Below are 22,855 nucleotides of genomic sequence, written 5' to 3'. Positions count from 1 at the left end.
TTGAAATTCCCACTACTAGCAATGGAGGACACGCGTGATCAGCTTGAGTACTGAGCCCCCGCATCACGGTCATCTCGGCCGGATCAGCTCCGCGTAACAGCCTCGGATGACCTGATTGCCCAAAATCGCCCAGAACTCCGACGCAGCATCAGCCTAGAACTCCGACAGCACCGATCCATTCAGCTCCTCACGTAACGTTCGCCATTGCGGCAAATGCTGATCAAGCAATCCGGTAAATCGCTCGCTGTGATGACGCTCCAGTAGATGGGTTAGCTCATGCACCAGGATGTATTCCAACCATCTGTTCAACCAGAGTCGAGGATCTGCTGGCAGTCGCAGCATCCTGGCCTTCTCAATCTTGCGCTTGGCTTTGTACAGGGCGCTGCGTTTATCGAGCTTCTTGTAGGTGCTGCGGCGTGCCGCGACCTGCCAGATCACTTCTCGGTCAGCATGTTCGGAGCGCTTTTCGACGCCGGTGTAGCCGGCATCGGCGCAGACGACGTTCTCGTCGCCGTGCAGCAGCTTGTCGACCTGGGTCACATCCGCCACGTTGGCTGCCGTGCCCACCACGCTGTGTACCAGCCCCGACTCATCATCAACGCCAATGTGCGCCTTCATGCCAAAGTAATACTGGTTGCCCTTTCTTAGTCTGGTGCATTTCCGGATCGCGCTTGCCGTCCTGGTTCTTGGTTGAACTGGGCGCGTGGATCAGCGTGGCATCGACGATGGTGCCCTGGCGCAGCGACAGGCCGCGATCCCCCAGGTAGCCATTGATCACGCCGAGGATGCCGGCTGCCAGCTCATGTCTCTCCAGCAGACGACGGAAGTTGAGGATGGTGGTTTCGTCAGGAATACGCTCCAGGCTCAGCCCGGCGAACTGACGCAGAATGGTCGTCTCGTACAGCGCTTCTTCCATGGCCTGATCGCTGTAGCCGAACCAGTTCTGCATCAGATGGATACGCAGCATTGCCAGCAGCGGATAAGCCGGGCGGCCACCTTCGCCCTTTGGGTAGTGCGGCTCGATCAGCGTAATCAGCCCCTTCCACGGCACAACCTGATCCATCTCGATCAGGAACTACTCCTTGCGGGTCTGCTTGCGCTTGCCGGCGTACTCGGCATCGGCGAAGGTCATCTGCTTCATGGAAAAACTCGGCTGGCGGGATCGGCGTATTTCACCAGATTCGGGAGGTCTTTTTCAGATGGTATGGACGCCTCCCCCCGGCAGCGGGCCGACCGCAGCGTCCCTCCATGAAGGAGCGGATCCTCACTGCAACGGCCTCGACGTGCCAAAGTGGAGAGTGGTTAACCCGCGTCACTTGAGCAGGAGGATCCAGCATGAAAGATAGCGTGATTGGGATGGACATTGCCAAGCAGGTGTTCCAACTGCATACCGTTAATCGGAGCAGCGGAACAATCGAGCGGATCAAACTACGGCGTGCGGAAGTCCTGCCGTTCTTTGCGAACTATCCGATCAGCTTGGTGGCCATCGAAGCCTGCGGCAGTGCCCACTGGTGGGCGCGTCAGCTGCAGCAACTCGGGCATGAGGTGCGCTTGCTCGCCCCGCGCTCGGTTCGGCCCTTTGTGCTACGCAACAAGACCGATGCGGCTGACGCCCAAGCCATCTGGACGGCCGTGCAGCAACCGGGGGCGTGCACGGTCGCGATCAAGCAGGTTGATCAACAAGCCATCCTCTCGCTGCATCGTCTCCGCGCCCAGTTGCTGAAATTTCGCATCATGCAAAGCAATGCGCTCCGCGGCTTGTTCTATGAGTTCGGCATGATTTTGCCAGAGGGCTATGCCACGCTGGTCAAGGCAATGCCGGAAGCTTTTGCGCAAGCAGAGAACCAGGTGCCCGAGCTGCTGCTGGAAAGTCTGCGTGAGCAGTGGGAGCGCGTGCTCAGGCTGGACGAGGAGATCAAGCTCATCGAGCGCCGGCTGAAGCGCTGCCTGCGCGACCGCCGCGATTGCCAAGCACTCGCCGAAATTCCGGGGATTGGTCTGTTGACCGCGACCGCCGCAGTGGCCGCCATCGGGGAGGCCAAGAGCTTCCACTCGGGGCGGCAGTTCGCGGCCTGGCTGGGCCTAGTGCCACGGCAAACGGGCACCGGTGGTCGAACTCGGCAACTGGGCTTGAGCAAGCGCGGCGACACCTATCTGCGGACGCTGTTGATGCACGGTGCCCGCTCGATCATCGCCAAAGGCCAAAAATCCGAGTGGGTTGAGCGTTTGCTGGCCAGACGACCGTATAACGTGGTGGTAGCGGCGCTGGCCAACAAACTGGCCCGAACCGTGTGGGCGGTACTGGCCAAAGGATCGCACTACCGGGCTGAGCTCTTCAGCGCATCGCCCAGTTGACCAGCGAAATGCACACCAACAGTCTTCACAAGGAGCGCAGGCGGTAAACAGATGATGGCGGAATAGGTCAGACCGTGACGAGGCAAACCTGGTAGGGAATATGAGCCAAGGGCACTACCCTCAGCTCGCTTTTCAGATGAGGGCCTCGTCAGCGGATTCCATCAGGGCCAGCAGGGCTTGTTGGCCTGCACCACAGGCCGGATATAAGACTGCTCCTACCTATATGCCAACAGGATTACCGATTGAGCTCCGGGAGACGTCCATATAAGACCATCCCCAGCCAGGCTTTGATTCGCACTGCTTCCTGCTTTGCGCCACGCTTTTGAGGGGTGTGCTCGGCAAGGTACTTCTCCAGGCCGTCACCAAGCGTAACTTTCGTAGCTGCTCGCAGGTCTACATAGCGACCTGTAAGCATCTTAGCTTCTGTCTGCACGGCCCATGCTTCTGCTTCAGCTTTCGTGTCAAACGTGGCGTTAAGCTCGGGATACCCCTTCCTGCGAATCTGCGCGCGCCAGGGGCCTGTCCCTTTGGGTCTTTGCTCGTAATACGCCATGCATTTCACTCCGAAACCACGATGAGTAACGGACTTTATTCCCCTCCTGGGGGACGCCAACACAAGGCCATTCCCCCATAACCCCCCCAAATCGCAGGCAAAGAAAAAGGGCCTAGAAGCATCGCTGCGTCTAAGCCCTTGATTTCATTACACAGTATGGCGGGAAGATAGGGATTCGAACCCTAGGTGCACTTGCGTACACAACGGATTTCGAATCCGTCCCGTTCGGCCACTCCGGCATCTTCCCACGGCGGCGCGCATGATAGCAGCTCCGCTCGCTTTGGCGAACCCCGTTCGGCGTTTTTTTCGCGTGCTTTCAGATGCTTGCGTCATCTGCCCGGTTGCCGGGCCTTGCCGGCGGGGGAATCCGGTCGTGCGGCTACGCTCGGTTCGCGGCGCACGACCCGCCATAAATGCAGAAGGGGAGCCTGGGCTCCCCTTCTGCCGCTAGCGCTTTACCCGTCAGCGGGTCAGACGGGTCAGTGCCTCGCGGTACTTGTCCGCGGTCTTCTGCGCCACCTCGGCCGGTACGGCCGGAGCCGGCGGCTCCTTGTTCCAGCCGGTGGACTCCAGCCAGTCGCGCACGAACTGCTTGTCGAAGCTCGGCGGGTTGCTGCCTTCGGCGTAGCTGTCGGCCGGCCAGAAACGGCTGGAGTCCGGGGTCAGCGCCTCGTCCATCAGGGTCAGGGTGCCGTCTTCGTCCAGGCCGAACTCGAACTTGGTGTCGGCGATGATGATGCCGCGGGTGGCCGCGTATTCCACCGCCGCGCTGTACAGGGCAATCGCCGTGTCGCGCACCTTGGCCGCCAGCTCGGCGCCGATGATGGCCTCGCACTGCGCGAAGCTGATGTTCTCGTCATGGTCGCCGACGGCGGCCTTGGTCGAGGGGGTGAAGATCGGCTGCGGCAGCTTGGCCGCTTCCTTCAGCCCGGCCGGCAGCTGGATGCCGCAGACGGTGCCGCTCTTCTGGTATTCCTTCCAGCCGGAACCGACGATGTAGCCACGCACGATGGCTTCCACGGCCACCGGCTGCAGACGCTTGGCGACCACGGCCCGGCCTTCGACCAGCGGCAGCTCGGCCGCCGGCACCACGTCCTCGACCTTGTCGCCGGTGAAGTGGTTGGGCACCAGATCCTTGAGCTTGTCGAACCAGAAATTGGAAATGGCGGTGAGGATCTTGCCCTTCTCCGGGATCGGCTCGTCGAGGATCACATCGAAGGCCGACAGGCGATCGGTGGCGACCATCAGCATGCGCTTGGCGTCGATTTCGTAGAGGTCGCGGACCTTGCCCGAATAGATTTTCTTCAGGCTCAGGGAGGTTGGAGTGGTCATGTCGGAATTTCCGCCTTGATCAAACGAAACAGGCGAAACCCACCGGGTTTCGCCTATCGATTCACTGCGTGGCCGCTCCAGTGGAACGGCTGCGCCTGGTTTAGCCGAGGTTTTCCCGGATCAGCTGCAGCACGCGACGGGCCACATCTTCCGGCGCCACGGTGTTGAGGTCCTTCTCCACGGAGACCTGCACATCGCCGCCGGCGGCGCTGGTCAGGCGAACCTGGTAACGCTCGGCGCGGGCATCGATCTCTTCCTGGCTCGGCTCGCTGCCGAACAGGCCGCTGATGAAGCCTTTCTCTTCTTCCGGCTGGCGAGCACCTTCGGCCAGGTTGACGTAGTACACGCCCAGGCTGCGGTTGATGTCGTCGACGCGCACGTCGGCCAGTTCGAGGGCGCGACCGACGCTGGACCAGGCACGGTCGAAGTCGGTGCTGAGGTTGAGTACCGGGTTGCCGTTGCCGTCCTGGGACAGGCTCACGCGGCTCGGCGCATCGAAATCGCGGGCGGCCAGCAGCGACACCGAGCCATGCTCGGCGGTGCTGCTCAGGTCGGCCAGCATGCCGTCGAGCAGCGAGGCTTCCAGCGGGGCATTGCCGGTACGGGCCGGGAAGGCCACGTCGGCGCTGCTGCCTTCGTCGCGTTCGGCGCTGACCACGAACACTTCGCTGGTGTTGCGCACCACGCCCGGCTCGATGCGCACGCGTACGCGCACTTCGTTGTCGCTGTCGTTCAGCAGGCTGCCCAGGCGACGGGCCATGGACGGCGCCAGCTCCTCGGCCGGCTGCCAGGCGCTGCTGAATTCGCCGGTCTGCGGGCGTTCTTCGGCAATGCGGAAACCGTTGTTCTCGAAATACTGACGCGCCACCGGCCAGACTTCCGCCGGGCTGCGCTGGGCGACCAGCCAGCGCGACTCGCCGCTCTTCTGCAGGCTGAACTCGCTGGCTTCGCTGCCGAGGGCCAACGCCTGCGGGCGCGGCACTTCGAATTTGTCCGGGGTCGCGGTGCTGTCGGCAACGTTCATCGGCACCGGCAGCAGCGGGTCGATGCGCTTGGCGTCGACGTTGGCCGGCATCTGCATCGAGGCGGTCTGCCGGGCTTCAAGGTAATCGGTGCTACGGTCACGGAAATAACCCTCGTCGCCCCACAGCCAGCCACAACCACTGGTGCTGGAGATAATCGCGGCAAGGGCGGATAGGCCGGCCAATCGCTTCATGCGTAATGCTTCCTAGGTTAAACCAGTACGCCGGACTGGCGCAGGGCCTGACGCAGCGGTTCGTGACAGCGCGCGCTGAGCCAGGTCAGGGGCAGGCGGATGCCTTCCTGCAACATGCCCATTTCATGCAGCGCCCACTTCACCGGAATCGGGTTGGATTCGATGAACAGGTTCTTGTGCAGCGGCATGAGGCGCTCGTTGATGGCGCGGGCAGTGGCCGCATCGCCGGCCATGGCGGCGGCGCACAGCTCGGCCATGGCGCGCGGGGCGACGTTGGCGGTCACGGAAATGTTGCCCTTGCCGCCCATCAGCATCAGCTCGACGGCGGTGGCGTCGTCACCGGAGTAGACCAGGAAATCCTTGCTGACCCGATCCAGGACTTCCTGGCCGCGCTGCAGGTCGCCGGTGGCTTCCTTGATGCCGATGATGTTGGCCACCTTCGACAGGCGCTCGACGGTCTCCGGCAGCATGTCGCAGACGGTGCGGCCGGGCACGTTGTAGAGAATCTGCGGGATCGCCACCGCTTCGGCGATGTGGCGGAAGTGCTGGTACAGGCCTTCCTGGGTCGGCTTGTTGTAGTAGGGGGTCACCAGCAGGCAGGCATCGGCGCCGACGCTCTTGGCGTTCTGGGTCAGCTCGACCGCCTCGCGGGTGCTGTTGGCGCCGGTACCGGCGATCACCGGGATGCGCCCGTTGACCTGGTCGACCACGCGGCGGATGACCTCGACGTGCTCGTGGACATCCAGGGTGGCGGACTCACCCGTGGTGCCGACGGCGACGATGGCGTTGGTGCCCTCTTGCAGGTGGAAGTCCACCAGCTTGCTCAGGCTGTCCCAATCCAGACCACCCTGTGCGTCCATGGGCGTGACCAGTGCCACCATACTGCCCGAAATCATGCAACCGCTCCTGCCGGAAAAAGAGAGCCGTAATGGTACTGACGCCACCAGGGTTGTACAAGCAAAGGACTGCACCAGCCGACCGTTAAACGCAATGCGCTGCCGGCCACGCCGTACGCCGCACGGCATTCCCCTCGGCGGTGCTTTTCGCTACCCTTCCTGCTTTGTTCGTCACGTCATGTGCCGATCACTCTTCTGCTTTAGGAATGCTGCATGTCCACCCCCCAGGTTCGCGAACAATTCCTCGTCATCAGCGCCCTCGGCGCCAACCCCATGGAGCTGACCAGCGTCCTGTGCCGCGCCAGCCAGGAGAACCGCTGCGCCATCGTCAGCACGCGCCTGACCCGCCACGGCGAGTTCAGCGCGCTGATCCTGCAGGTCAGCGGCAGCTGGGACGCCCTGGCCCGCCTGGAAGGGGCCCTGCCGGCACTGGCCAAGAAGCACGCCTTCAGCGTCAACATGACCCGCAGCGGCGCCCTGGAGAACCGCCCCCAGGCCCTGCCCTACGTGGCCTATGTCAGCTGCGTGTATCGCCCGGACATCCTCAACGAGCTGTGCCAGTTCTTCAGCGACCACCGCGTCGAACTGGAAAACATCACCTGCGACACCTATCAGGCCCCGCAGACCGGCGGCACCCTGCTCAACGCCACCATCACCGTGACCCTGCCCGCCGGCACGCAGATCAGCTGGCTGCGCGACCAGTTCCTCGACTTCGCCGACTCGCTCAACCTCGACGCGCTGATCGAACCCTGGCGCCCGCAGAACCCGTAAAGAGACAGAAGGAGCAGCAGATGGCCGTCACCCTCGACCAGCCGGTCGCCGACTTCAGCGCCACCGCCACCAGCGGCGTACAGGTCTCCCTGAGCGCCCTCAAGGGCCAGCACGTGGCGCTCTACTTCTATCCGAAGGACAGCACCCCGGGCTGCACCACCGAAGGCCAGGGTTTTCGCGACCACTACCCGGCCTTCCAGGCGGCCAACACCCTGGTGTTCGGCGTCTCCCGCGACGGCCTGAAGTCCCACGAGAACTTCAAGTGCAAGCAGGCCTTCCCCTTCGAGCTGATCTCGGACAAGGACGAGGCACTCTGCCAGCTGTTCGACGTGATCAAGCTGAAGAAGCTCTACGGCAAGGAATACCTGGGCGTCGACCGCAGCACCTTCCTCATCGACAAGAACGGCGTACTGCGCCAGGAATGGCGTGGGGTGAAGGTGCCGGGGCATGTCGAGGCCGTGCTGGCCGCCGCCCAGGCCCTGAACCAAGGCTGAGCCGGCAAGCCATGCAAAAAAGGGCCGCAGATGCGGCCCTTTTTCATTTCAAACGGTCACCGCCGCAGAGCCGGCGATGCGGCGCCACGCGCGCCACTCAGGCCTTGCGCAGCCAGTAGCGGAACACCCCGCCCTGCTCTTCCTCGCGCACCAGCTCATGCCCTGCCAGGCGGGCGAAGGCGCGGAAGTCGCGCTGCGAGCCGGCATCGGTGGCCGTCACCTTGAGCACCGCCCCACTGGCCAGGCGATTCAGTTCCAGCTTGGCCTTGAGCAGGGGTAACGGACAGTTCAGGCCGCTGGCGTCCAGTTCGGCATCGCAGGCAACTACATCGGTCATCGGGGTTCTCCACAAGTCCGCCAAGCATACCCAAGGCCGCGCGACCCTGGCCAGCTGACCGTTCGGCCGGCTACAGTAAGGCCTTTGTTCGCCATGAGCCCTGTGCATGAAGCTTCTGCGCCCTTCCCTGCTCGCCCTCGCCTGCCTGCTCGCCTACCCGGCCACTGCCGATGACCTGCCGTCGCTGGGCGATGCCAGCTCATCGATCGTCTCGCCGGAACAGGAACACCAGCTCGGCCGTGCCTGGCTGAGCATCCTGCGCGGCCAGGTCGACCAGCTGTCCGACCCGCAGCTCAAGGATTACGTGGAAACCGGCGTCTACCGACTGGCCGAAACCAGCCAGCTGCAGGACCGGCGCCTGGAGTTCGTCCTGCTCAACAGCCCGCAGCTCAACGCCTTCGCCGCGCCGGGCGGGATCATCGGGGTCAACGGCGGCCTGTTCCTCTATGCCCAGACCGAGGCCGAATATGCCTCGGTGCTGGCCCACGAACTGGCGCACCTGTCGCAGCGCCACTTCGCCCGCGGCGTCGAGGCCCAGCAGCGCATGCAGGTGCCGGTGATGGCCGCCATGCTCGCCGGCATCGTCGCCGCCGCCGCCGGTGCCGGTGACGCCGGCATCGCCACCATCATGGGCGCCCAGGCCGCCGCCATCCAGGAACAGCGGCGCTTCTCCCGGCAGAACGAACAGGAAGCCGACCGCATCGGCCTGCTCAACCTGGAACAGGCCGGCTACGACCCGCGCGCCATGCCGAGCATGTTCGAGCGCCTGATGCGCCAGTACCGCTACGATCGCAAGCCGCCGGAATTCCTCCTCACCCACCCGGTGTCGGAATCGCGCATCGCCGACACCCGCAACCGCGCCGAGCAGTACCAGGCCGGCGGCGTCGAGGACAGCCTGCGCTACCAGCTGATGCGCGCCCGCGTGCAGCTGATCTTCGAGGAAACCCCGGGCATCGCCGCCAAGCGCTTTCGCGCCATGCTCGAGGAGAATCCGCAGCTGGATGCCGCGCGCTACGGTCTGGCCATCGCCCAGACCAAGGGCGGCCAGCTCAACGAGGCACGCAAGGCCCTGGAGCAGCTGTTGGCCAAGACCCCCAACGACATCACCTACAACCTGGCGATGGTCGACCTGGACATCACCAACAACCGCCTGAGCGACGCCCGCCAGCGCGTCGAGCGCCTGCGCGGGCTGTACCCCAACAACTATCCCCTGGACCAGGCGCGCATTGACCTGATGCTCAAGCAGAACCAGGCCAAGGAAGCCGGGCAGGCGATCAACGAGCTGCTCAAGACGCGCCCGCACGACCCGGATGTCTGGTACCAGGTCGCCGAGATACGCGGTCTGGCCGGCAACATCATCGGTCTGCACCAGGCCCGCGCCGAGTTCTTCGCCCTGGTCGGCGACTACGACCAGGCCCTGTCGCAGCTGGACCTGGCCAAGCGCCGCGCCAGCAGCAACTTCCCCCTGGCTTCGCGCATCGATGCACGCCAGCAGGAGCTGCAGGAAGAGAAGCGCGCCATCGACAAGATGCTGCGCTGATCAGACGCGCGTAAAAAAGCCCGGCAATGTCGGGCTTTTTATATCTGCACTCACCTCAAGCGTTGCCGCTCAACTTCAGGCGCGCCGCCTGGGTGAAGTCGAGCATGCGTTTGAGCGGCTTAATCGCCCGCGGTATCAGCGCCGGCTCCACCAGGATCTCGTTGCTGCCCTCGCGCAGGCACTGCAGGGTGCGCTGCAGGGTGTTCATGGCCATCCACGGGCAATGCGCACAGCTGCGGCAGGCCGCGCCATTGCCGGCGGTCGGTGCCTCGATGAACACCTTGTCCGGGCACAGCTGCTGCATCTTGTAGAAGATGCCGCGGTCGGTGGCGACAATGAAGGTCTGGTTCGGCAGGGTCTGCGCCGCCTTGATCAGCTGGCTGGTGGAGCCCACCGCATCGGCCAGCTCGATCACCGCTTCCGGCGACTCCGGGTGTACCAGCACAGCGGCATCCGGATACAGCGCCTTCATGTCGTGCAGCTGCTTGGCCTTGAACTCCTCATGGACGATGCAGGCACCGTCCCACAGCAGCATGTCGGCGCCGGTCTCGCGCTGGATGTAACGGCCCAGATGCTGGTCCGGTGCCCAGAGGATGGTTTCGCCGTTATCCATCAGGCTTTCGACGATTTCCAGGGCGCAACTGGAGGTCACCACCCAGTCGGCGCGCGCCTTCACCGCCGCCGAGGTGTTGGCATAGACCACCACGGTACGTTCCGGATGCTGGTCGCAGAAGGCCGAGAACTCGTCCACCGGGCAACCCAGGTCGAGCGAGCAGGTGGCTTCCAGGGTCGGCATCAGCACGCGCTTTTCCGGGTTGAGGATCTTCGCCGTCTCGCCCATGAACTTGACCCCCGCCACCACCACGGTCTGCGCCGGGTGCTGGTTGCCGAAGCGGGCCATTTCCAGGGAGTCGGAGACGCAGCCGCCGGTTTCCTCGGCCAGGGCCTGGATCACCGGATCGCAGTAGTAGTGCGCCACCAGCACGGCATTCTGCTTCTTCAGCTCGGCGGCGATCTCGCTGCGATAGAAGGCTTCCTGCTCGGGCGTCAAAGGTACGGGCTGCTTGGCATCGAGATGCGCTTGAACCAAAAGGCGTTCGGAAATGTGCGTCATAGTGATCAAACCTGCGGGCGCTGGTACGCGAGCGGCCAGTATACCATTCACCCCGCAGGCCCTAGAACGGCAGCCAGCCGGCGGGTTCCCAGCCAGGACGACGAAAGGGGGCATTTTCCCCGGGCATAAAAAAAGCCAGTCTTGCGACTGGCTCTTTTTCGGTTTGGTGGGTCGTGTAGGATTCGAACCTACGACCAATTGGTTAAAAGCCAACTGCTCTACCAACTGAGCTAACGACCCGATGCGGAGCGCATGATACTGATTTAATTCAGGAAATCAACACCTTCGCGAAAAAACTTTAGCGATAGCGGGTCGGATCGGCCACACCGGCGGCGCTGAAGCCCGCGGCACGCAGCCGGCAGCTGTCGCATTTGCCGCAGGCGCGTCCTTCGTCATCGGCCTGATAGCAGGACACCGTCAGCCCGTAATCGACGCCGAGCTGCATGCCGATCGCCACGATCTGCGCCTTGCTCAGGGCCTGCAGCGGCGCCTGGATGCGAAAGCCCTCGCCCTCCACGCCTTCGCGGGTCGCCAGGTTGGCCACCCGCTCAAACGCGGCGATGAACTCGGGACGGCAATCCGGGTAACCGGAATAGTCGACCGCGTTGACCCCGATGAAGATGTCGTGCGCTCCCAGCACCTCGGCCCAGCCCAGGGCCAGGGCGAGGAACACCGTGTTGCGGGCCGGCACATAGGTCACCGGAATGCCTTCGGTGGGGCCTTCGGGCACCGCAATCGAGCTGTCGGTCAGGGCCGAACCGCCAATGCCATTGAGATTCAGGCCGACCACCTTGTGCTCGATCACGCCGAGCTGCGCCGCCACCCGCTCGGCCGCCTGCAGCTCGGCGCGGTGGCGCTGGCCATAGTCGAAACTCATGCTGTAGCAGGCAAAGCCCGCGGCCTTGGCCTGGGCCAGGATGGTGGCGGAATCGAGGCCACCGGACAGCAGCACGACGGCTTTCTTGTCAGTCATCTCAGTACCCTCAATCAGTGGCCGGGCTCATCGTTCCACAGCAGCTTGTGCAGCTGCAGCTGGAAACGTACCGGCAGGTTGTCGGCGACTATCCACTGCGCCAGATCACGGGCGCTGACCTGCTGGTGGCTGGGCGAGAACAGCACTTCGCCGGCGCGCTGGTCGAGGCGGTATTCGATCAGCTTGGACACGGCCCAGTCGTAGTCCTCGCGCGAACAGATGACGAACTTGACCTGATCATTGCCGGTCAGCTGATCCAGGTTGCTGTAGAGATTGCGCGAGACTTCCGCTGAACCCGGGGTCTTCAGGTCGACCACGCGACTGACGCGCGGGTCGGTGGCGGAGATATCCAGGGCGCCACTGGTCTCCAGTGACACCTGGTAGCCGGCATCGCACAGGCGCTGGAGCAGCGGGATGCAGTTGGGCTGGGCCAGCGGCTCACCGCCGGTGACGCAGACATAGCGCGGCTTGTAGCTGGCGACCTGGGCGCAGATGGCGTCCAGGCTGATGATCTCGCCGCCACTGAAGGCGTAGGCGGTGTCGCAGTACTGGCAGCGCAGCGGGCAGCCGGTCAGGCGAACGAACACAGTGGGCAGGCCACTGGTGCGCGTTTCGCCCTGCAACGAGTAGAAAATCTCGGTAATGCGCAGGGTTTCTTGCATATCGGCACCGGGCGTGACGGCGAAACAGGCCATCCGCCTCCGTTGCGGGAAAGGGGGCAACGATTCTAAACGAAAAAAATCCGGGAGACATTTTTAACGTCGCGCAGGCGACGACCCGCAGGGTGGCTGCCACGGAGGGCAGGACATAAAAAACCCGCGACAAGCGCGGGTTTTCTGAGCAGTACACCGCTCGATCAGGGCAGGCGTTGCAGGTCGCGCTGGGCCAGCTGCGCAGCCGAGGAGCCGGGGAACTGGGCGATCAGCTGGCGCAGGATGCCCTTGGCTTTTTCGGTATTGCCCAGGCGCTGCTCGACATCGGCCAGCTTGAACAGCGAATCCGGCACCTTGGCATGGGTCGGATAGGTCACGCTGACCTGGGCGAAGGCCTTGCCGGCGCCCTGCAGGTCGCCCTTGGCCAGGTTGACCTCGCCCAGCCAGTACTGGGCGTTGCCGGCATACTGGCTGTTCGGGTATTTGCGCAGGAAGGCGCCAAAGGCCTGGCTGGCCTTGTCGAAGTCCTTGGCCTTGATCAGGTCGAAGGCAGCGTCGTAATACAGCTTTTCCTTCGCCGGGTCGGCCGGTTCATTGCCGGCTGGCGCAGCAGGAGCCTGCTGTGCCGGAGCCGTTGGAGCAGCGCCGGCATCGATTGCGCCAGCGGCTGGAGAATTCTGGGTAGGAGCTGCGGCGCCTGCGGCACCACCAGCCAGACGGCTGTCCAGGTCCTGGTAACGCGACAAGCTTTCCTGCTTGAGGCGCTCGATCTGGTTCTGCTGTTCTTCAACCATGCCACGCAGCTGGGCAATTTCCTGCTGCATCTGTTGCAGTTGCATGAACAGCTCGCCCTGCGCCGAGGCCGGGGCAGCTGCCCCGCCCCCAGCGTAGGCGCCATTCGTGCCATAACCCACCGGTGGATAACTGCTGGTACCGTAGCCGGCACTACTATCCACCACGGGAACCTCGGCCACTGCCGCGAGCGGCAGGGCGAGAGCCAGAGAGGTCACGACACGAAGGCACTTGCGCATGGCGAATTACTTACGCAGTTCGACGCGACGGTTTTGCGCCCAGGACTGCTCTTCGCTGCCAGTGGCAACCGGACGCTCTTCACCGTAGGAAACCAGTTCCAGCTGAGCCGGGGAAACGCCCTGCAGAACCAGGTAGCGCTGAACGGCATTGGCGCGACGCTCGCCCAGAGCCATGTTGTACTCACGGGTACCGCGCTCGTCGGTGTGGCCTTCCAGAACGACGCGAGCGCCGTTGCCTTTCAGGTCCTTGGCGTGTACGTCGAGGGCGCGCATGGCTTCCGGCTTCAGGTCGGAGCTGTCGTATTCGAAGTAGAAGGTGGTGATGGCGCGCAGAGCGGCTTCTTCGCTCAGGGAACCGTCGACGTTGCCGTTGGCGTTGTAGCCGGCGTTCGGGTCAACAGCGCCTTCGCCAGCGTTGTCGCCGCCTTTGGACGAGCAACCAACAGCCACGGCCAGAGCCAGGCCCAGAGCGGCAAATTTGCCAAATTTCAGCATTTCCATGGTGTAACTCCTAATGATTTCTAGGTGTGTTTAAAGCGAGTGTGTGGTTACCGCATCAGTTCAGGTAAGGAGACCAGGACGGTTCCCGGACATCACCTTGTGCGGTGGGAATCGGGAGCCTGACACGCCCGTTGGTAGACACGAGCATCAGTACTCCACGGCCCTGCTGGCGGGTGGCGTAGATTAACATGGTGCCATTGGGCGCGACAGTGGGCGAATCGTCCAGGCTGGTTTCCGAAAGGATGCGCAAGCGGCTGGTTACCAGGTCCTGGGCCGCCACCTTGAAGTTGGTGAAGCCATCCTGACGATGGATCATCACCAGGGTCTTCTCGTCTGCCGAGAGTTTCGGGTTGGCGTTGTAGTTACCGGTGAAGGTCACGCGCTGCGCTTCGCCGCCGGTGATGTTCTGCTTGTAGATCTGCGGCTTGCCGGCGCGGTCCGAGGTGAAGTACAGGGTCTGGCCATCCTTGCCCCAGAAGGGTTCGGTATCGATGGCGTAGTGATTGGTCACGCGCTGCAGCTGGCGGCTGCCGAGGTTCATCACGTAGATTTCCGGGTTGCCGTCCTTGGACAGCACGAAGGCCAAGCGATTGCCGTCCGGCGACCAGGCCGGCGCGCCGTTCAGGCCCTGGAAGTTGGTGATCTGCTCGCGGCGGCCGGTGTCGATGTGCTGGATGAAGATGCGCGGGCGACGCTGCTCGAACGACACGTAGGCGATGCGCCGGCCATCCGGCGCATAGCGCGGCGACAGGATCGGCTCGCGCGACTGCAGCAGGGTCACGCCGCGGGCGCCGTCGTAGTCGGAACGCTGCAGGGTGTAACGGGTGTTGTTGACCGAGAAGCGCTCGGCGGTGACGTAGAGCATCTTGGTCGAATAGGCGCCCTTGATGCCGGTGAGCTTCTCGAACGACTGGTCGGCCACGTGGTGGGCCATGTCGCGCAGCTGGTCCGGGGTACCGCCAACGGTACCGGCGACGATCTGCTGCTGGGTCGCCACGTTGAACAGGGCGAACTGCACCTGCAGGCGGCCACCGGCCGGCGCGATGCTGCCGACCAGGATGTACTGGGCGCCCAGGGCCTGCCAGTCGCGGTAGATGATTTCGCCGGCCTGGGTCGGCAGGCTGATCATGTTCTGCCGCGGAATCGGCTCGTACATGCCGGAGTTGCGCAGGTCATTGCCGATGATGGTGGCCATGTCCTCGGGCAGCACGGTGCCGCCGGTCCAGCCGAACGGCACCACGGCAATCGGGATGGCCCGGTCGGAGCCGGTGGTAATCCGGATGTTCTTCTCCTCGGCCACGGCCAGGCCGGCAACGCAGCAGAGAACAACGAGCAAGCCTCGAAGGATAGTGATCACAGGTCCAGATCCTCTGGTGTAAAGGTCATCTTAAACGAACGATAGGGGGCGAAGTCCGCCGGACTCACACCCTGCATTTCCACGATACGACCGACGTTGCGTACGGCAGTGACCGCCGAATTGTCGAAAGCCGAATCACCACTGGACTTGGCCACCGTCGCATTGGTAATGGTGCCATCGGGCAGCATGTTGATCTGCACTACTACGCTCATCCCGTTACGGGCAGTCGGTGGTCGACTCCAGTTCTGCGAAACCAGCTGACGAATCAGGTCATCGAAGTTACCCGCAACCTGATCGCCGACCTCGTCGGCCAGCGCCTGCTGGCGCTCGGTGGTGTCGGACAACAGCTCGGCCAGCGCCTGCGCCTTCTTGTCCTCGGCCGCCTTGCGCGCCGCTTCCTGGGCCTTTTTCTTGGCTGCTTCGGCTGCGGCCTTCTTCTTGGCCTCTTCCGCAGCTTTCTTCTTCGCCGCCTCGGCCGCCTTTTTCTTGGCTTCCTCGGCCGCTTTCTTCTTCTCTTCCTCGGATTTCTTCTTGGCGATATCGGCGAGCTTCTTCTGCTCGGCCTTCTTGGCTTCCTCAGCCTTCTTCGCCTCGGCCTTCTTCTCGGCCACTTCCGCCTGTTTGGCCGCCTCGGCTTTCTTTTGTTCCGCGGCTTCCTGCTTCTTCTGTTCCTGCTTCTTCGCCTCGAGCTGCTCGACCTCGTACTGGCGCGCCGCGGTCTTCTTGGCTTCGCCGGCGATCTTCTGGTTGGTCTGGGTGGTGGCCTGGCTCTGCGACTTCAGCTGATACAGGGTCGCCTGGACGATCGGCTTGGCCGGCGGCAAGTCGGGAGCGAAATGGAAGCTGACGAACAGCATGGCAAACATCAGGACGTGCAGAGCCACGGCCCAGATGGTCGGCCAGAAATAGCTTTCCGAGGAGGAGCGCGCGCTCTGCTGCATCAGGGCGCCTCGGTGATCAGCCCGACGTTACCCACGCCGGCCTGCTGCAAGCCACCCATCACGGCCATCACCGAGCCGTAGTCGACCGCCTTGTCGCCACGCACGAAGACCTGCACCTTCTTACCCTGGCGGCTGTTCTCGGCCATGATCCCGGTGGTCGCGGCCACCAGTTGCTCCAGGGTGGACGCGGTCTCGCTGTCCTTGCCCTGGTCCGGATCGACTTCCGAACCCATGGTCCAGTAGTAGGTCTTGTCGGCCTTGATGGAAATGGTCAGCACGCGGGCATCGTTGTCCTGCGGCAGGGCTTCGCTGGACACCTTGGGCAGGTCGACCTTGACCCCCTGGTTGAGCATCGGCGCGGTCACCATGAAGATCACCAGCAGCACCAGCATAACGTCGATATAGGGCACGACGTTCATCTCGGAGACTGGCTTGCGTCTGTTGCGAATTCTGGCCATGGGAAGCCTCAGTCCTCGCTGGTATGCACTTTGCGGTGCAGGATCGCCTGGAACTCGTCAGCGAAGGTGTAGTAACGACTGATCAGGCGGTCGCCACCGGCGGAGAAACGGTTGTAGGCGATGACCGCCGGGATGGCGGCGAACAGGCCGATGGCGGTGGCGATCAGCGCTTCGGCAATACCCGGGGCCACGGTGGCCAGAGTGGCCTGCTGCACCTGAGCCAGACCGCGGAAGGAGTTCATGATGCCCCACACGGTACCGAACAGGCCGATGTACGGGCTGGTCGAGCCGACGGTGGCGAGGAACGGCAGGCTCTGCTCAAGCTTCTCTTCCTCGCGCGAGATGGCCACGCGCATGGCCCGCGCCACGCCGTCCATCACCGCATCCGGATCGACGCCGGACTGCTGGCGCAGACGGGAGAATTCCTTGAAGCCGGCACGGAAGATCTGCTCCACGCCGCAGTCCGGGTCCGGATTGCTACCGGCCTGGCGATACAGCTTGGACAGGTCGATGCCCGACCAGAAGCGCTCCTCGAACACTTCCAGCGACTTCTTCGCGGCACGCAGCATGGTGCTGCGCTGGAAGATCATGATCCACGAGGTGACCGAGGCGGCCACCAGAACGAGCATGACCAGCTGCACCACGAAACTGGCGTTGCTGATCAGGCTCCACATGGACATATGGTCTACGGCGGCGTTAGCTTCCACGCTTACTCTCCTGCTGGGGATAGACCCGTGACACTGGCGAAGGCTGCACGCAGCACTTCGGGAATGGCCCGGGGTTTCAAACTGTCGGCGCGCACACAGGCCACCACGAACTGCCCTTCACAGAGCAGCACCTCGTCCGTGACCCGCCTGACCTGTTGACGAAAGCGCAGGCTGGCACGGTTTAACTCGATTACATCGGCCGTCACCAAAAGTTCGTCGTCCAGCTTGGCGGGCGCGTGATAACGCGCCTCGGCCGAATGCACGACGAACAGCAGGTCCTCCGCCACCAGCGACGACTGGGCAAAACCCAGTTCACGCAGACGCTCGGTGCGAGCCCGCTCCATGAATTTGAGGTAGTTGACGTAATAAACGATGCCGCCGGCATCGGTATCTTCGTAATACACCCGACAACGGTGGGCAAAAGGCTGGGCCTCGATTTGCGCGCGCATACTCTAGTGCTTACTCCCGGCCTTGCCAATCGGCGCAGCCTCTGTTTTTAAACTATTCGTCGCTTCCCGCGAACAGGTCGGCAACCGGCGCCTCGACCATGCGCCCCGGCACATTGAGGCCGAAGTGCAGGTAGGCGTGCCGCGTCACCACCCGCCCGCGCGGCGTGCGCATGATATATCCCTGCTGGATCAGGTAGGGCTCCAGCACGTCTTCGATGGTCCCGCGCTCCTCGCCGATGGCGGCAGCCAGGTTGTCGAGGCCGACCGGCCCGCCGTCGAACTTGTCGATCATGGCCAGCAGTAGACGCCGGTCCTGGTGATCGAAGCCACGTTCGTCGACATCCAGCATGTTCAGCGCCTGATCGGCGACGGCGCGACTGATCCGCCCCCCCGCACGCACCTCGGCGAAATCACGCACCCGTCGCAGCAAACGGTTGGCAATACGCGGCGTGCCCCGCGCACGCCGGGCAATCTCGAACGCCCCCTCGGCATCCAGGGCCAGGCCGAGAATGGCGGCGGAGCGACTGACAATGGTCGCCAGGTCGGCACTGGAATAGAACTCCAGGCGCTGGACGATGCCGAAACGGTCGCGCAGCGGATTGGTCAGCATGCCGGCACGGGTGGTGGCACCGACCAGGGTGAACGGCGGCAGGTCCAGCTTGATCGAACGGGCGGCGGGCCCCTCACCGATCATGATGTCGAGCTGAAAGTCCTCCATGGCCGGGTACAGCACTTCCTCGATGATCGGCGACAGACGATGAATCTCGTCGATGAACAGCACGTCACCGGCTTCCAGATTGGTCAGCAGCGCAGCCAGGTCGCCCGGACGCTCCAGCACCGGACCAGACGTGCTCTTGATCGACACGCCCATTTCCTGGGCGATGATGTTGGCCAGGGTGGTCTTGCCCAACCCTGGCGGGCCGAAAATCAGGGTGTGATCCAGCGCTTCCGAACGACCCTTGGCGGCCTGGATGAACAGCTCCATCTGCTCGCGGACGATGGGCTGGCCGATGTAGTCGGCCAGCGACAGTGGGCGAATGGCGCGATCCAGCTGCTCGTCACGCTCGCGGCCAGTAGCGGTTATCAGGCGGTCGGCTTCAATCACGGGTTAAACCATTCCTTTAAGGGCACGGCGAATCAACTCTTCACTGGAGAGGCCGTCTTCCTGCACCGCAGCCACGGCCTTGCTTGCTTCCTGCGGCTTGAAGCCGAGGGAAATCAGCGCGCTCACGGCGTCGCTCTCCGCGCTTGAGACTGCCACGCCGGCACGGGGTTCCACCACCAGGGTGGCGATGGACGGCACGCTTTCCCAGGCCTTGAAGCGATCCTTCAGCTCGACCAGCAGGCGCTCGGCGGTTTTCTTGCCGACGCCCGGGACTTTCACCAGGGTCGAGGTATCGCCGGCCTGCACGCAGCGCACCAATTCGTCCACTTCCAGACCGGACATCAGCGCCAGGGCCAGCTTGGGGCCGACGCCATTCAAGCGGATCAGTTCGCGGAACAACTCGCGCTCGCGCTTCTCGGCGAAGCCGTAGAGCAGATGAGCGTCCTCACGCACCACCAGGTGGGTGTGCAGGGTCACCGGTTCGCCCAGCGTCGGCAGGCGATACAGGGTGGTCATCGGCACTTCCAGCTCGTAGCCGACGCCGTTCACATCGACCAGCAGGTGCGGCGGCTGCTTTTCCGCCAGGGTGCCTTTCAGGCGTCCGATCACGACTTATCTTCCTTTTATCTATTACAGGCGCAGACGGCCGCCGCGCCGCTTGGCGCCGACCAGACCATGGGGAATCAGACTTTGCCGATGATGGGCATGACACAAGGCGATAGCCAGGGCATCGGAGGCATCGATCTGCGGCTTCTGCACCAGCTTGAGCAGGTGCATGACCATCATCTGCACCTGCTGCTTGTCCGCCCCGCCGGTGCCGGCAATCGCCTGCTTGACCTGGGTGGCGGTGTACTCGCTGATCTCCAGCCCCGCCTCGACCCCAGCGACTATTGCCGCACCGCGGGCCTGGCCGAGCTTGAGCGCCGAGTCGGCGTTCTTCGCCATGAACACCTGCTCGATGCCCATGGTCACCGGGCCGTGCAGGCGAATCACCTCGCTGACTCCGCGAAAGACGATCTGCAGGCGCTCGGGCAACGGGCCGTCGCCGGTACGAATGCAGCCCGAAGCGACATACTCGCAGCCACGACCGGTATCGCGCACCACACCATAGCCGGTGATACGAGAACCGGGGTCGATACCCAAAATCAGCGTCATGCCCTGCCGTTCGCTCCGGGTGCCGGCAAACGCCGCCACACTGTCTATTTATCCAGCCCAGGAGTATACGGGCCGACTACCAGTGGCGTCACCCGGCCCGCACAGATAAAAAAGCCGGAAGCGCCTGAGGCGACTTCCGGCTTTTTTACCCAAGGAGAGGATCAGTCCAGCTGCTCCATGATCTCGTCGGGAATTTCCGCGTTGTGGTAGACCTCCTGCACATCATCGAGGTCTTCCAGCATGTCGATCAGCTTCATGACCTTCTTTGCGGTTTCCAGATCGGCCACCGGCGCACTGATCGAGGGGATCATAGCGACTTCCGCCTCCTCGCCCTTGAAACCGGCTGCCGTCAGCGCCTCGTTGACCGCAAGGAACTCGGCAAAACTGGTCGACACCAGCGCCGAACCGTCCTCGCCCATCTCCACGTCATCAGCACCGGCTTCCAGCGCCGCTTCCATCAGCGCATCTTCGCTGACGCCAGGAGCAAAGCTGATCTGCCCCTTGCGCTCGAACATGTAGGCCACCGAGCCATCGGTGCCGAGGTTGCCGCCGCACTTGGTGAAGGCATGGCGCACTTCGGCGGCGGTGCGATTGCGGTTGTCGGTCATGACCTCGACGATGATGGCCACGCCACTGGGCGCATAGCCTTCGTAGCTGAACTCGACGACATTGTCGGCTTCGTTGTTGCCGGCGCCGCGGGCAATCGCCCGATCGATCACGTCACGTGACATGTTGGCGGTCAGCGCCTTGTCCACGGCCAGGCGCAGGCGCGGGTTGTCCGCCGGCAACGGGCCGCCATGCTTGGCCGCGACGGTCAGCTCACGAATCAGCTTGGTGAAGATCTTGCCGCGCTTGGCGTCCTGGCGCCCTTTGCGGTGCTTGATGTTGGCCCATTTGGAATGACCAGCCATAACTCACTCCGTATCGTTCAATCAGGATCGAGCAAATAAAAGCCGAGATGAGAGCCGTCGCGAGCGCCGGTCAGGCAAGACGGAAAGAGGTGAGAAAGCGCAGTTTGCTGTAGCAAATGAGCATTTCGAACCTCTTTCCAACGCCGCATGACCAAGCGCAGCAGGTTATCACTCGGCTTTGGCTTGCTCGCGCAGACGTATATGCAGCTCGCGCAGCGCCTTGTTGTCCACCACACCCGGGGCCTGAGTCATGACACAGGCCGCGCTCTGGGTTTTCGGGAAGGCGATCACTTCGCGGATCGAGCTGGCGCCGGTCATCAACATGACCAGGCGATCCAGGCCAAAGGCCAGGCCACCATGGGGCGGCGCACCGAATTTCAGCGCATCGAGGAGGAAGCCGAACTTCTCCTGCTGCTCGTCTTCGCTGATGCCCAGCACGCGGAACACGGTCTGCTGCATGGCCTTGTCGTGGATACGGATCGAACCGCCACCCAGCTCGGTGCCGTTGAGCACCATGTCATAGGCCCGCGACAGGGCGGCGGCCGGGTTGGCTTCCAGTTCTTGCGGGCTGCAGCTTGGCGCGGTGAACGGGTGGTGCATGGCGGTCAGGCTGCCGTCGTCGTTTTCCTCGAACATCGGGAAGTCGACCACCCACAGCGGTGCCCACTCGCAGGTCAGCAGGTTGAGATCATGACCGAGCTTGATGCGCAGGGCACCGAGGGCCTCGCTGACGATCTTGGTCTTGTCGGCGCCGAAGAACACGATGTCGCCATCGACAGCACCGACGCGATCGAGGATCACGTTGATGTTGTCCAGCGGGATGTTCTTGACGATCGGCGACTGCAGGCCTTCGACGCCCTGAGCACGCTCGTTGACCTTGATGTAGGCCAGGCCCTTGGCGCCGTAGATGCCGACGAACTTGGTGTAATCGTCGATCTGCTTGCGCGGCATGCTCGCCCCGCCCGGTACGCGCAGCGCGGTGACGCGGCATTTCGGGTCGTTGGCCGGGCCGGCAAACACCTTGAAGTCGACGTCCTTGAGCTGATCCTCGACATCCACCAGCTCCAGCGGGATGCGCAGGTCCGGCTTGTCCGAACCGAAGCGACGCATGGCCTCGGCCAGGGTCATGTGCGGCAGCTCGCCGAACTCGACGTCCAGCACTTCCTTGAACAGGTTGCGCACCATGGTCTCGGTGATGCCCATGATGTCTTTCTCATCGAGGAAGCTGGTCTCGATGTCGATCTGGGTAAATTCCGGCTGGCGGTCGGCACGCAGGTCTTCGTCGCGAAAGCACTTGGCGATCTGGTAGTAGCGGTCGAAGCCGGCCACCATCAGCAGCTGCTTGAACAGTTGCGGCGACTGCGGCAGGGCGAAGAAGCTGCCGGCGTGGGTGCGGCTCGGCACCAGGTAGTCGCGCGCGCCTTCCGGAGTGGCGCGAGTAAGGATCGGCGTTTCCACATCGAGGAAGCCGTTCTCGTCGAGGTAGCGGCGGATGCTCGAAGTGATGCGCGAACGCAGCTTGAGCTTCTCGGCCATTTCCGGGCGACGCAGGTCGATGAAGCGATAGCGCAGGCGGGTCTCCTCGCCCACGTCGGTGTATTCGTTGAGCGGGAACGGCGGGGTTTCCGCTTCGTTGAGCACTTCCAGCTCGTAACCCAGCACCTCGATGGCGCCGGAGGCCATGTTGGCGTTGCGCGCACCCTCCGGACGCAGACGCACCTTGCCGGTGATCTTGACCACGTACTCGCTGCGCACGCGGTCGGCCTTGGCGAAGGTCTCGGCGCGATCCGGGTCGAACACCACCTGAGCCAGACCTTCACGGTCACGGATATCGAGGAAGATCACCCCACCGTGGTCGCGACGGCGATGGACCCAACCGCAAAGGGTGATTTCCTGGCCGTCCAGGCTCTCGTTCAACTGGCCGCAATAGTGGCTGCGCATCATGATGGTGGTTCGCTTCTCTAATCAGTCTGAATTCGTCGGGGCGGCCAACTGGCGGCGCCGGG

At 63.4% G+C, this 22,855-nt stretch carries 25 protein-coding genes, 2 tRNA genes and 1 pseudogene; 4 read left to right on the top strand and 24 right to left on the bottom strand.

Annotated elements, in window-relative coordinates; translation table 11 throughout:
* Positions 1-153: 153 nt before the first annotated feature.
* Together GV001_RS07455 and GV001_RS07450 are read right to left on the bottom strand one after the other, a co-directional pair.
* Positions 154-342 (bottom strand): M48 family metallopeptidase, encoded by a 189-nt coding sequence (locus GV001_RS07455; RefSeq protein WP_160083224.1) that lies wholly within the window; start codon positions 340-342, stop codon positions 154-156.
* A pseudogene (locus GV001_RS07450) lies at positions 343-1,072 on the bottom strand (IS5 family transposase); the annotation flags it as partial.
* Between the two features lie 263 nt (positions 1,073-1,335).
* On the opposite strand from GV001_RS07450, the gene GV001_RS07445 reads away from it, so the two are divergent.
* Positions 1,336-2,355 (top strand): IS110 family transposase, encoded by a 1,020-nt coding sequence (locus tag GV001_RS07445; RefSeq protein WP_160079008.1) that lies wholly within the window; start codon positions 1,336-1,338, stop codon positions 2,353-2,355.
* Positions 2,356-2,590: 235 nt separating this feature from the next.
* Here the strand turns inward: GV001_RS07445 and GV001_RS07440 are convergent, their stop codons facing one another.
* The 5 genes from GV001_RS07440 to dapA all read right to left on the bottom strand — a co-directional run bounded on the left by GV001_RS07440 (position 2,591) and on the right by dapA (position 6,352).
* Positions 2,591-2,908 (bottom strand): hypothetical protein, encoded by a 318-nt coding sequence (locus tag GV001_RS07440; protein ID WP_160079007.1) that lies wholly within the window; start codon positions 2,906-2,908, stop codon positions 2,591-2,593.
* A gap of 157 nt (positions 2,909-3,065) precedes the next feature.
* Positions 3,066-3,155, bottom strand: a tRNA-Ser gene (locus GV001_RS07435).
* A 215-nt stretch (positions 3,156-3,370) separates the two neighbouring features.
* Positions 3,371-4,240, bottom strand: a complete 870-nt coding sequence (locus tag GV001_RS07430; RefSeq protein ID WP_160079006.1) for a phosphoribosylaminoimidazolesuccinocarboxamide synthase — start codon at positions 4,238-4,240, stop codon at positions 3,371-3,373.
* 100 nt (positions 4,241-4,340) lie between these two features.
* Positions 4,341-5,456 (bottom strand): outer membrane protein assembly factor BamC, encoded by a 1,116-nt coding sequence (gene bamC, locus GV001_RS07425; protein WP_160079005.1) that lies wholly within the window; start codon positions 5,454-5,456, stop codon positions 4,341-4,343.
* A gap of 17 nt (positions 5,457-5,473) precedes the next feature.
* Positions 5,474-6,352: a 4-hydroxy-tetrahydrodipicolinate synthase gene (dapA, locus tag GV001_RS07420; RefSeq protein ID WP_160079004.1), complete on the bottom strand. Its 879-nt coding sequence runs from the start codon at positions 6,350-6,352 to the stop codon at positions 5,474-5,476.
* Between the two features lie 213 nt (positions 6,353-6,565).
* On the opposite strand from dapA, the gene GV001_RS07415 reads away from it, so the two are divergent.
* Positions 6,566-7,123: a glycine cleavage system protein R gene (locus GV001_RS07415; RefSeq protein ID WP_160079003.1), complete on the top strand. Its 558-nt coding sequence runs from the start codon at positions 6,566-6,568 to the stop codon at positions 7,121-7,123.
* Between the two features lie 20 nt (positions 7,124-7,143).
* Entirely contained in the window at positions 7,144-7,617 is a 474-nt protein-coding gene (locus tag GV001_RS07410) for a peroxiredoxin (RefSeq protein WP_160079002.1), read from the top strand.
* Between the two features lie 97 nt (positions 7,618-7,714).
* Here GV001_RS07410 and GV001_RS07405 read toward each other — a convergent pair whose 3' ends face one another.
* The gene (locus tag GV001_RS07405) at positions 7,715-7,954 is read right to left on the bottom strand and encodes a sulfurtransferase TusA family protein (RefSeq protein WP_160079001.1); all 240 of its coding nucleotides are present in this window, start codon (positions 7,952-7,954) and stop codon (positions 7,715-7,717) included.
* 106 nt (positions 7,955-8,060) lie between these two features.
* Here GV001_RS07405 and GV001_RS07400 point away from each other — a divergent pair, with 106 nt between their 5' ends.
* Positions 8,061-9,494, top strand: coding sequence for a M48 family metalloprotease (locus GV001_RS07400; protein ID WP_160079000.1), 1,434 nt, complete (start codon positions 8,061-8,063; stop codon positions 9,492-9,494).
* A 55-nt stretch (positions 9,495-9,549) separates the two neighbouring features.
* Here the strand turns inward: GV001_RS07400 and nadA are convergent, their stop codons facing one another.
* The 16 genes from nadA to aspS all read right to left on the bottom strand — a co-directional run bounded on the left by nadA (position 9,550) and on the right by aspS (position 22,793).
* Complete coding sequence (gene nadA / locus GV001_RS07395) at positions 9,550-10,608, bottom strand: quinolinate synthase NadA (protein ID WP_160078999.1); 1,059 nt, start codon at positions 10,606-10,608, stop codon at positions 9,550-9,552.
* 164 nt (positions 10,609-10,772) lie between these two features.
* A tRNA-Lys gene (locus tag GV001_RS07390) sits at positions 10,773-10,848 on the bottom strand.
* Between the two features lie 58 nt (positions 10,849-10,906).
* Positions 10,907-11,581: a 7-cyano-7-deazaguanine synthase QueC gene (gene queC, locus GV001_RS07385; RefSeq protein ID WP_160078998.1), complete on the bottom strand. Its 675-nt coding sequence runs from the start codon at positions 11,579-11,581 to the stop codon at positions 10,907-10,909.
* A gap of 14 nt (positions 11,582-11,595) precedes the next feature.
* Positions 11,596-12,243 (bottom strand): 7-carboxy-7-deazaguanine synthase QueE, encoded by a 648-nt coding sequence (queE, locus tag GV001_RS07380; RefSeq protein WP_160078997.1) that lies wholly within the window; start codon positions 12,241-12,243, stop codon positions 11,596-11,598.
* A gap of 194 nt (positions 12,244-12,437) precedes the next feature.
* Complete coding sequence (gene ybgF, locus GV001_RS07375; RefSeq protein WP_160078996.1) at positions 12,438-13,265, bottom strand: tol-pal system protein YbgF; 828 nt, start codon at positions 13,263-13,265, stop codon at positions 12,438-12,440.
* 6 nt (positions 13,266-13,271) lie between these two features.
* Positions 13,272-13,766, bottom strand: a complete 495-nt coding sequence (gene pal, locus GV001_RS07370) for a peptidoglycan-associated lipoprotein Pal (RefSeq protein WP_160078995.1) — start codon at positions 13,764-13,766, stop codon at positions 13,272-13,274.
* 55 nt (positions 13,767-13,821) lie between these two features.
* Positions 13,822-15,123 (bottom strand): Tol-Pal system beta propeller repeat protein TolB, encoded by a 1,302-nt coding sequence (gene tolB, locus GV001_RS07365; protein WP_160078994.1) that lies wholly within the window; start codon positions 15,121-15,123, stop codon positions 13,822-13,824.
* Positions 15,120-16,067, bottom strand: coding sequence for a cell envelope integrity protein TolA (tolA, locus tag GV001_RS07360; protein WP_178091849.1), 948 nt, complete (start codon positions 16,065-16,067; stop codon positions 15,120-15,122). Before tolA ends, tolB begins: the two co-directional genes overlap by 4 nt.
* Entirely contained in the window at positions 16,064-16,522 is a 459-nt protein-coding gene (tolR, locus tag GV001_RS07355) for a protein TolR (RefSeq protein ID WP_160078992.1), read from the bottom strand. Before tolR ends, tolA begins: the two co-directional genes overlap by 4 nt.
* Positions 16,523-16,530: 8 nt before the next feature.
* On the bottom strand, positions 16,531-17,229 hold the full coding sequence (tolQ, locus tag GV001_RS07350; RefSeq protein ID WP_160078991.1) for a protein TolQ: 699 nt from the start codon (positions 17,227-17,229) through the stop codon (positions 16,531-16,533).
* Positions 17,230-17,231: 2 nt separating this feature from the next.
* On the bottom strand, positions 17,232-17,678 hold the full coding sequence (gene ybgC / locus GV001_RS07345) for a tol-pal system-associated acyl-CoA thioesterase (RefSeq protein WP_160078990.1): 447 nt from the start codon (positions 17,676-17,678) through the stop codon (positions 17,232-17,234).
* A 52-nt stretch (positions 17,679-17,730) separates the two neighbouring features.
* On the bottom strand, positions 17,731-18,783 hold the full coding sequence (gene ruvB / locus GV001_RS07340; protein WP_160078989.1) for a Holliday junction branch migration DNA helicase RuvB: 1,053 nt from the start codon (positions 18,781-18,783) through the stop codon (positions 17,731-17,733).
* A 3-nt stretch (positions 18,784-18,786) separates the two neighbouring features.
* Positions 18,787-19,392, bottom strand: a complete 606-nt coding sequence (gene ruvA, locus GV001_RS07335; protein ID WP_160078988.1) for a Holliday junction branch migration protein RuvA — start codon at positions 19,390-19,392, stop codon at positions 18,787-18,789.
* 21 nt (positions 19,393-19,413) lie between these two features.
* On the bottom strand, positions 19,414-19,938 hold the full coding sequence (ruvC, locus tag GV001_RS07330) for a crossover junction endodeoxyribonuclease RuvC (RefSeq protein WP_160078987.1): 525 nt from the start codon (positions 19,936-19,938) through the stop codon (positions 19,414-19,416).
* A gap of 161 nt (positions 19,939-20,099) precedes the next feature.
* Positions 20,100-20,849: a YebC/PmpR family DNA-binding transcriptional regulator gene (locus tag GV001_RS07325; protein WP_160078986.1), complete on the bottom strand. Its 750-nt coding sequence runs from the start codon at positions 20,847-20,849 to the stop codon at positions 20,100-20,102.
* 168 nt (positions 20,850-21,017) lie between these two features.
* On the bottom strand, positions 21,018-22,793 hold the full coding sequence (gene aspS, locus GV001_RS07320) for an aspartate--tRNA ligase (RefSeq protein WP_160078985.1): 1,776 nt from the start codon (positions 22,791-22,793) through the stop codon (positions 21,018-21,020).
* Positions 22,794-22,855 lie beyond the last annotated feature (62 nt).

This window comes from Pseudomonas sp. 8AS (genome assembly GCF_902506505.1).
Taxonomy (GTDB): domain Bacteria; phylum Pseudomonadota; class Gammaproteobacteria; order Pseudomonadales; family Pseudomonadaceae; genus Aquipseudomonas.
Note: the sequence above shows the minus strand (reverse complement) of the source record. Positions and strands in the feature narration are given on the sequence as shown.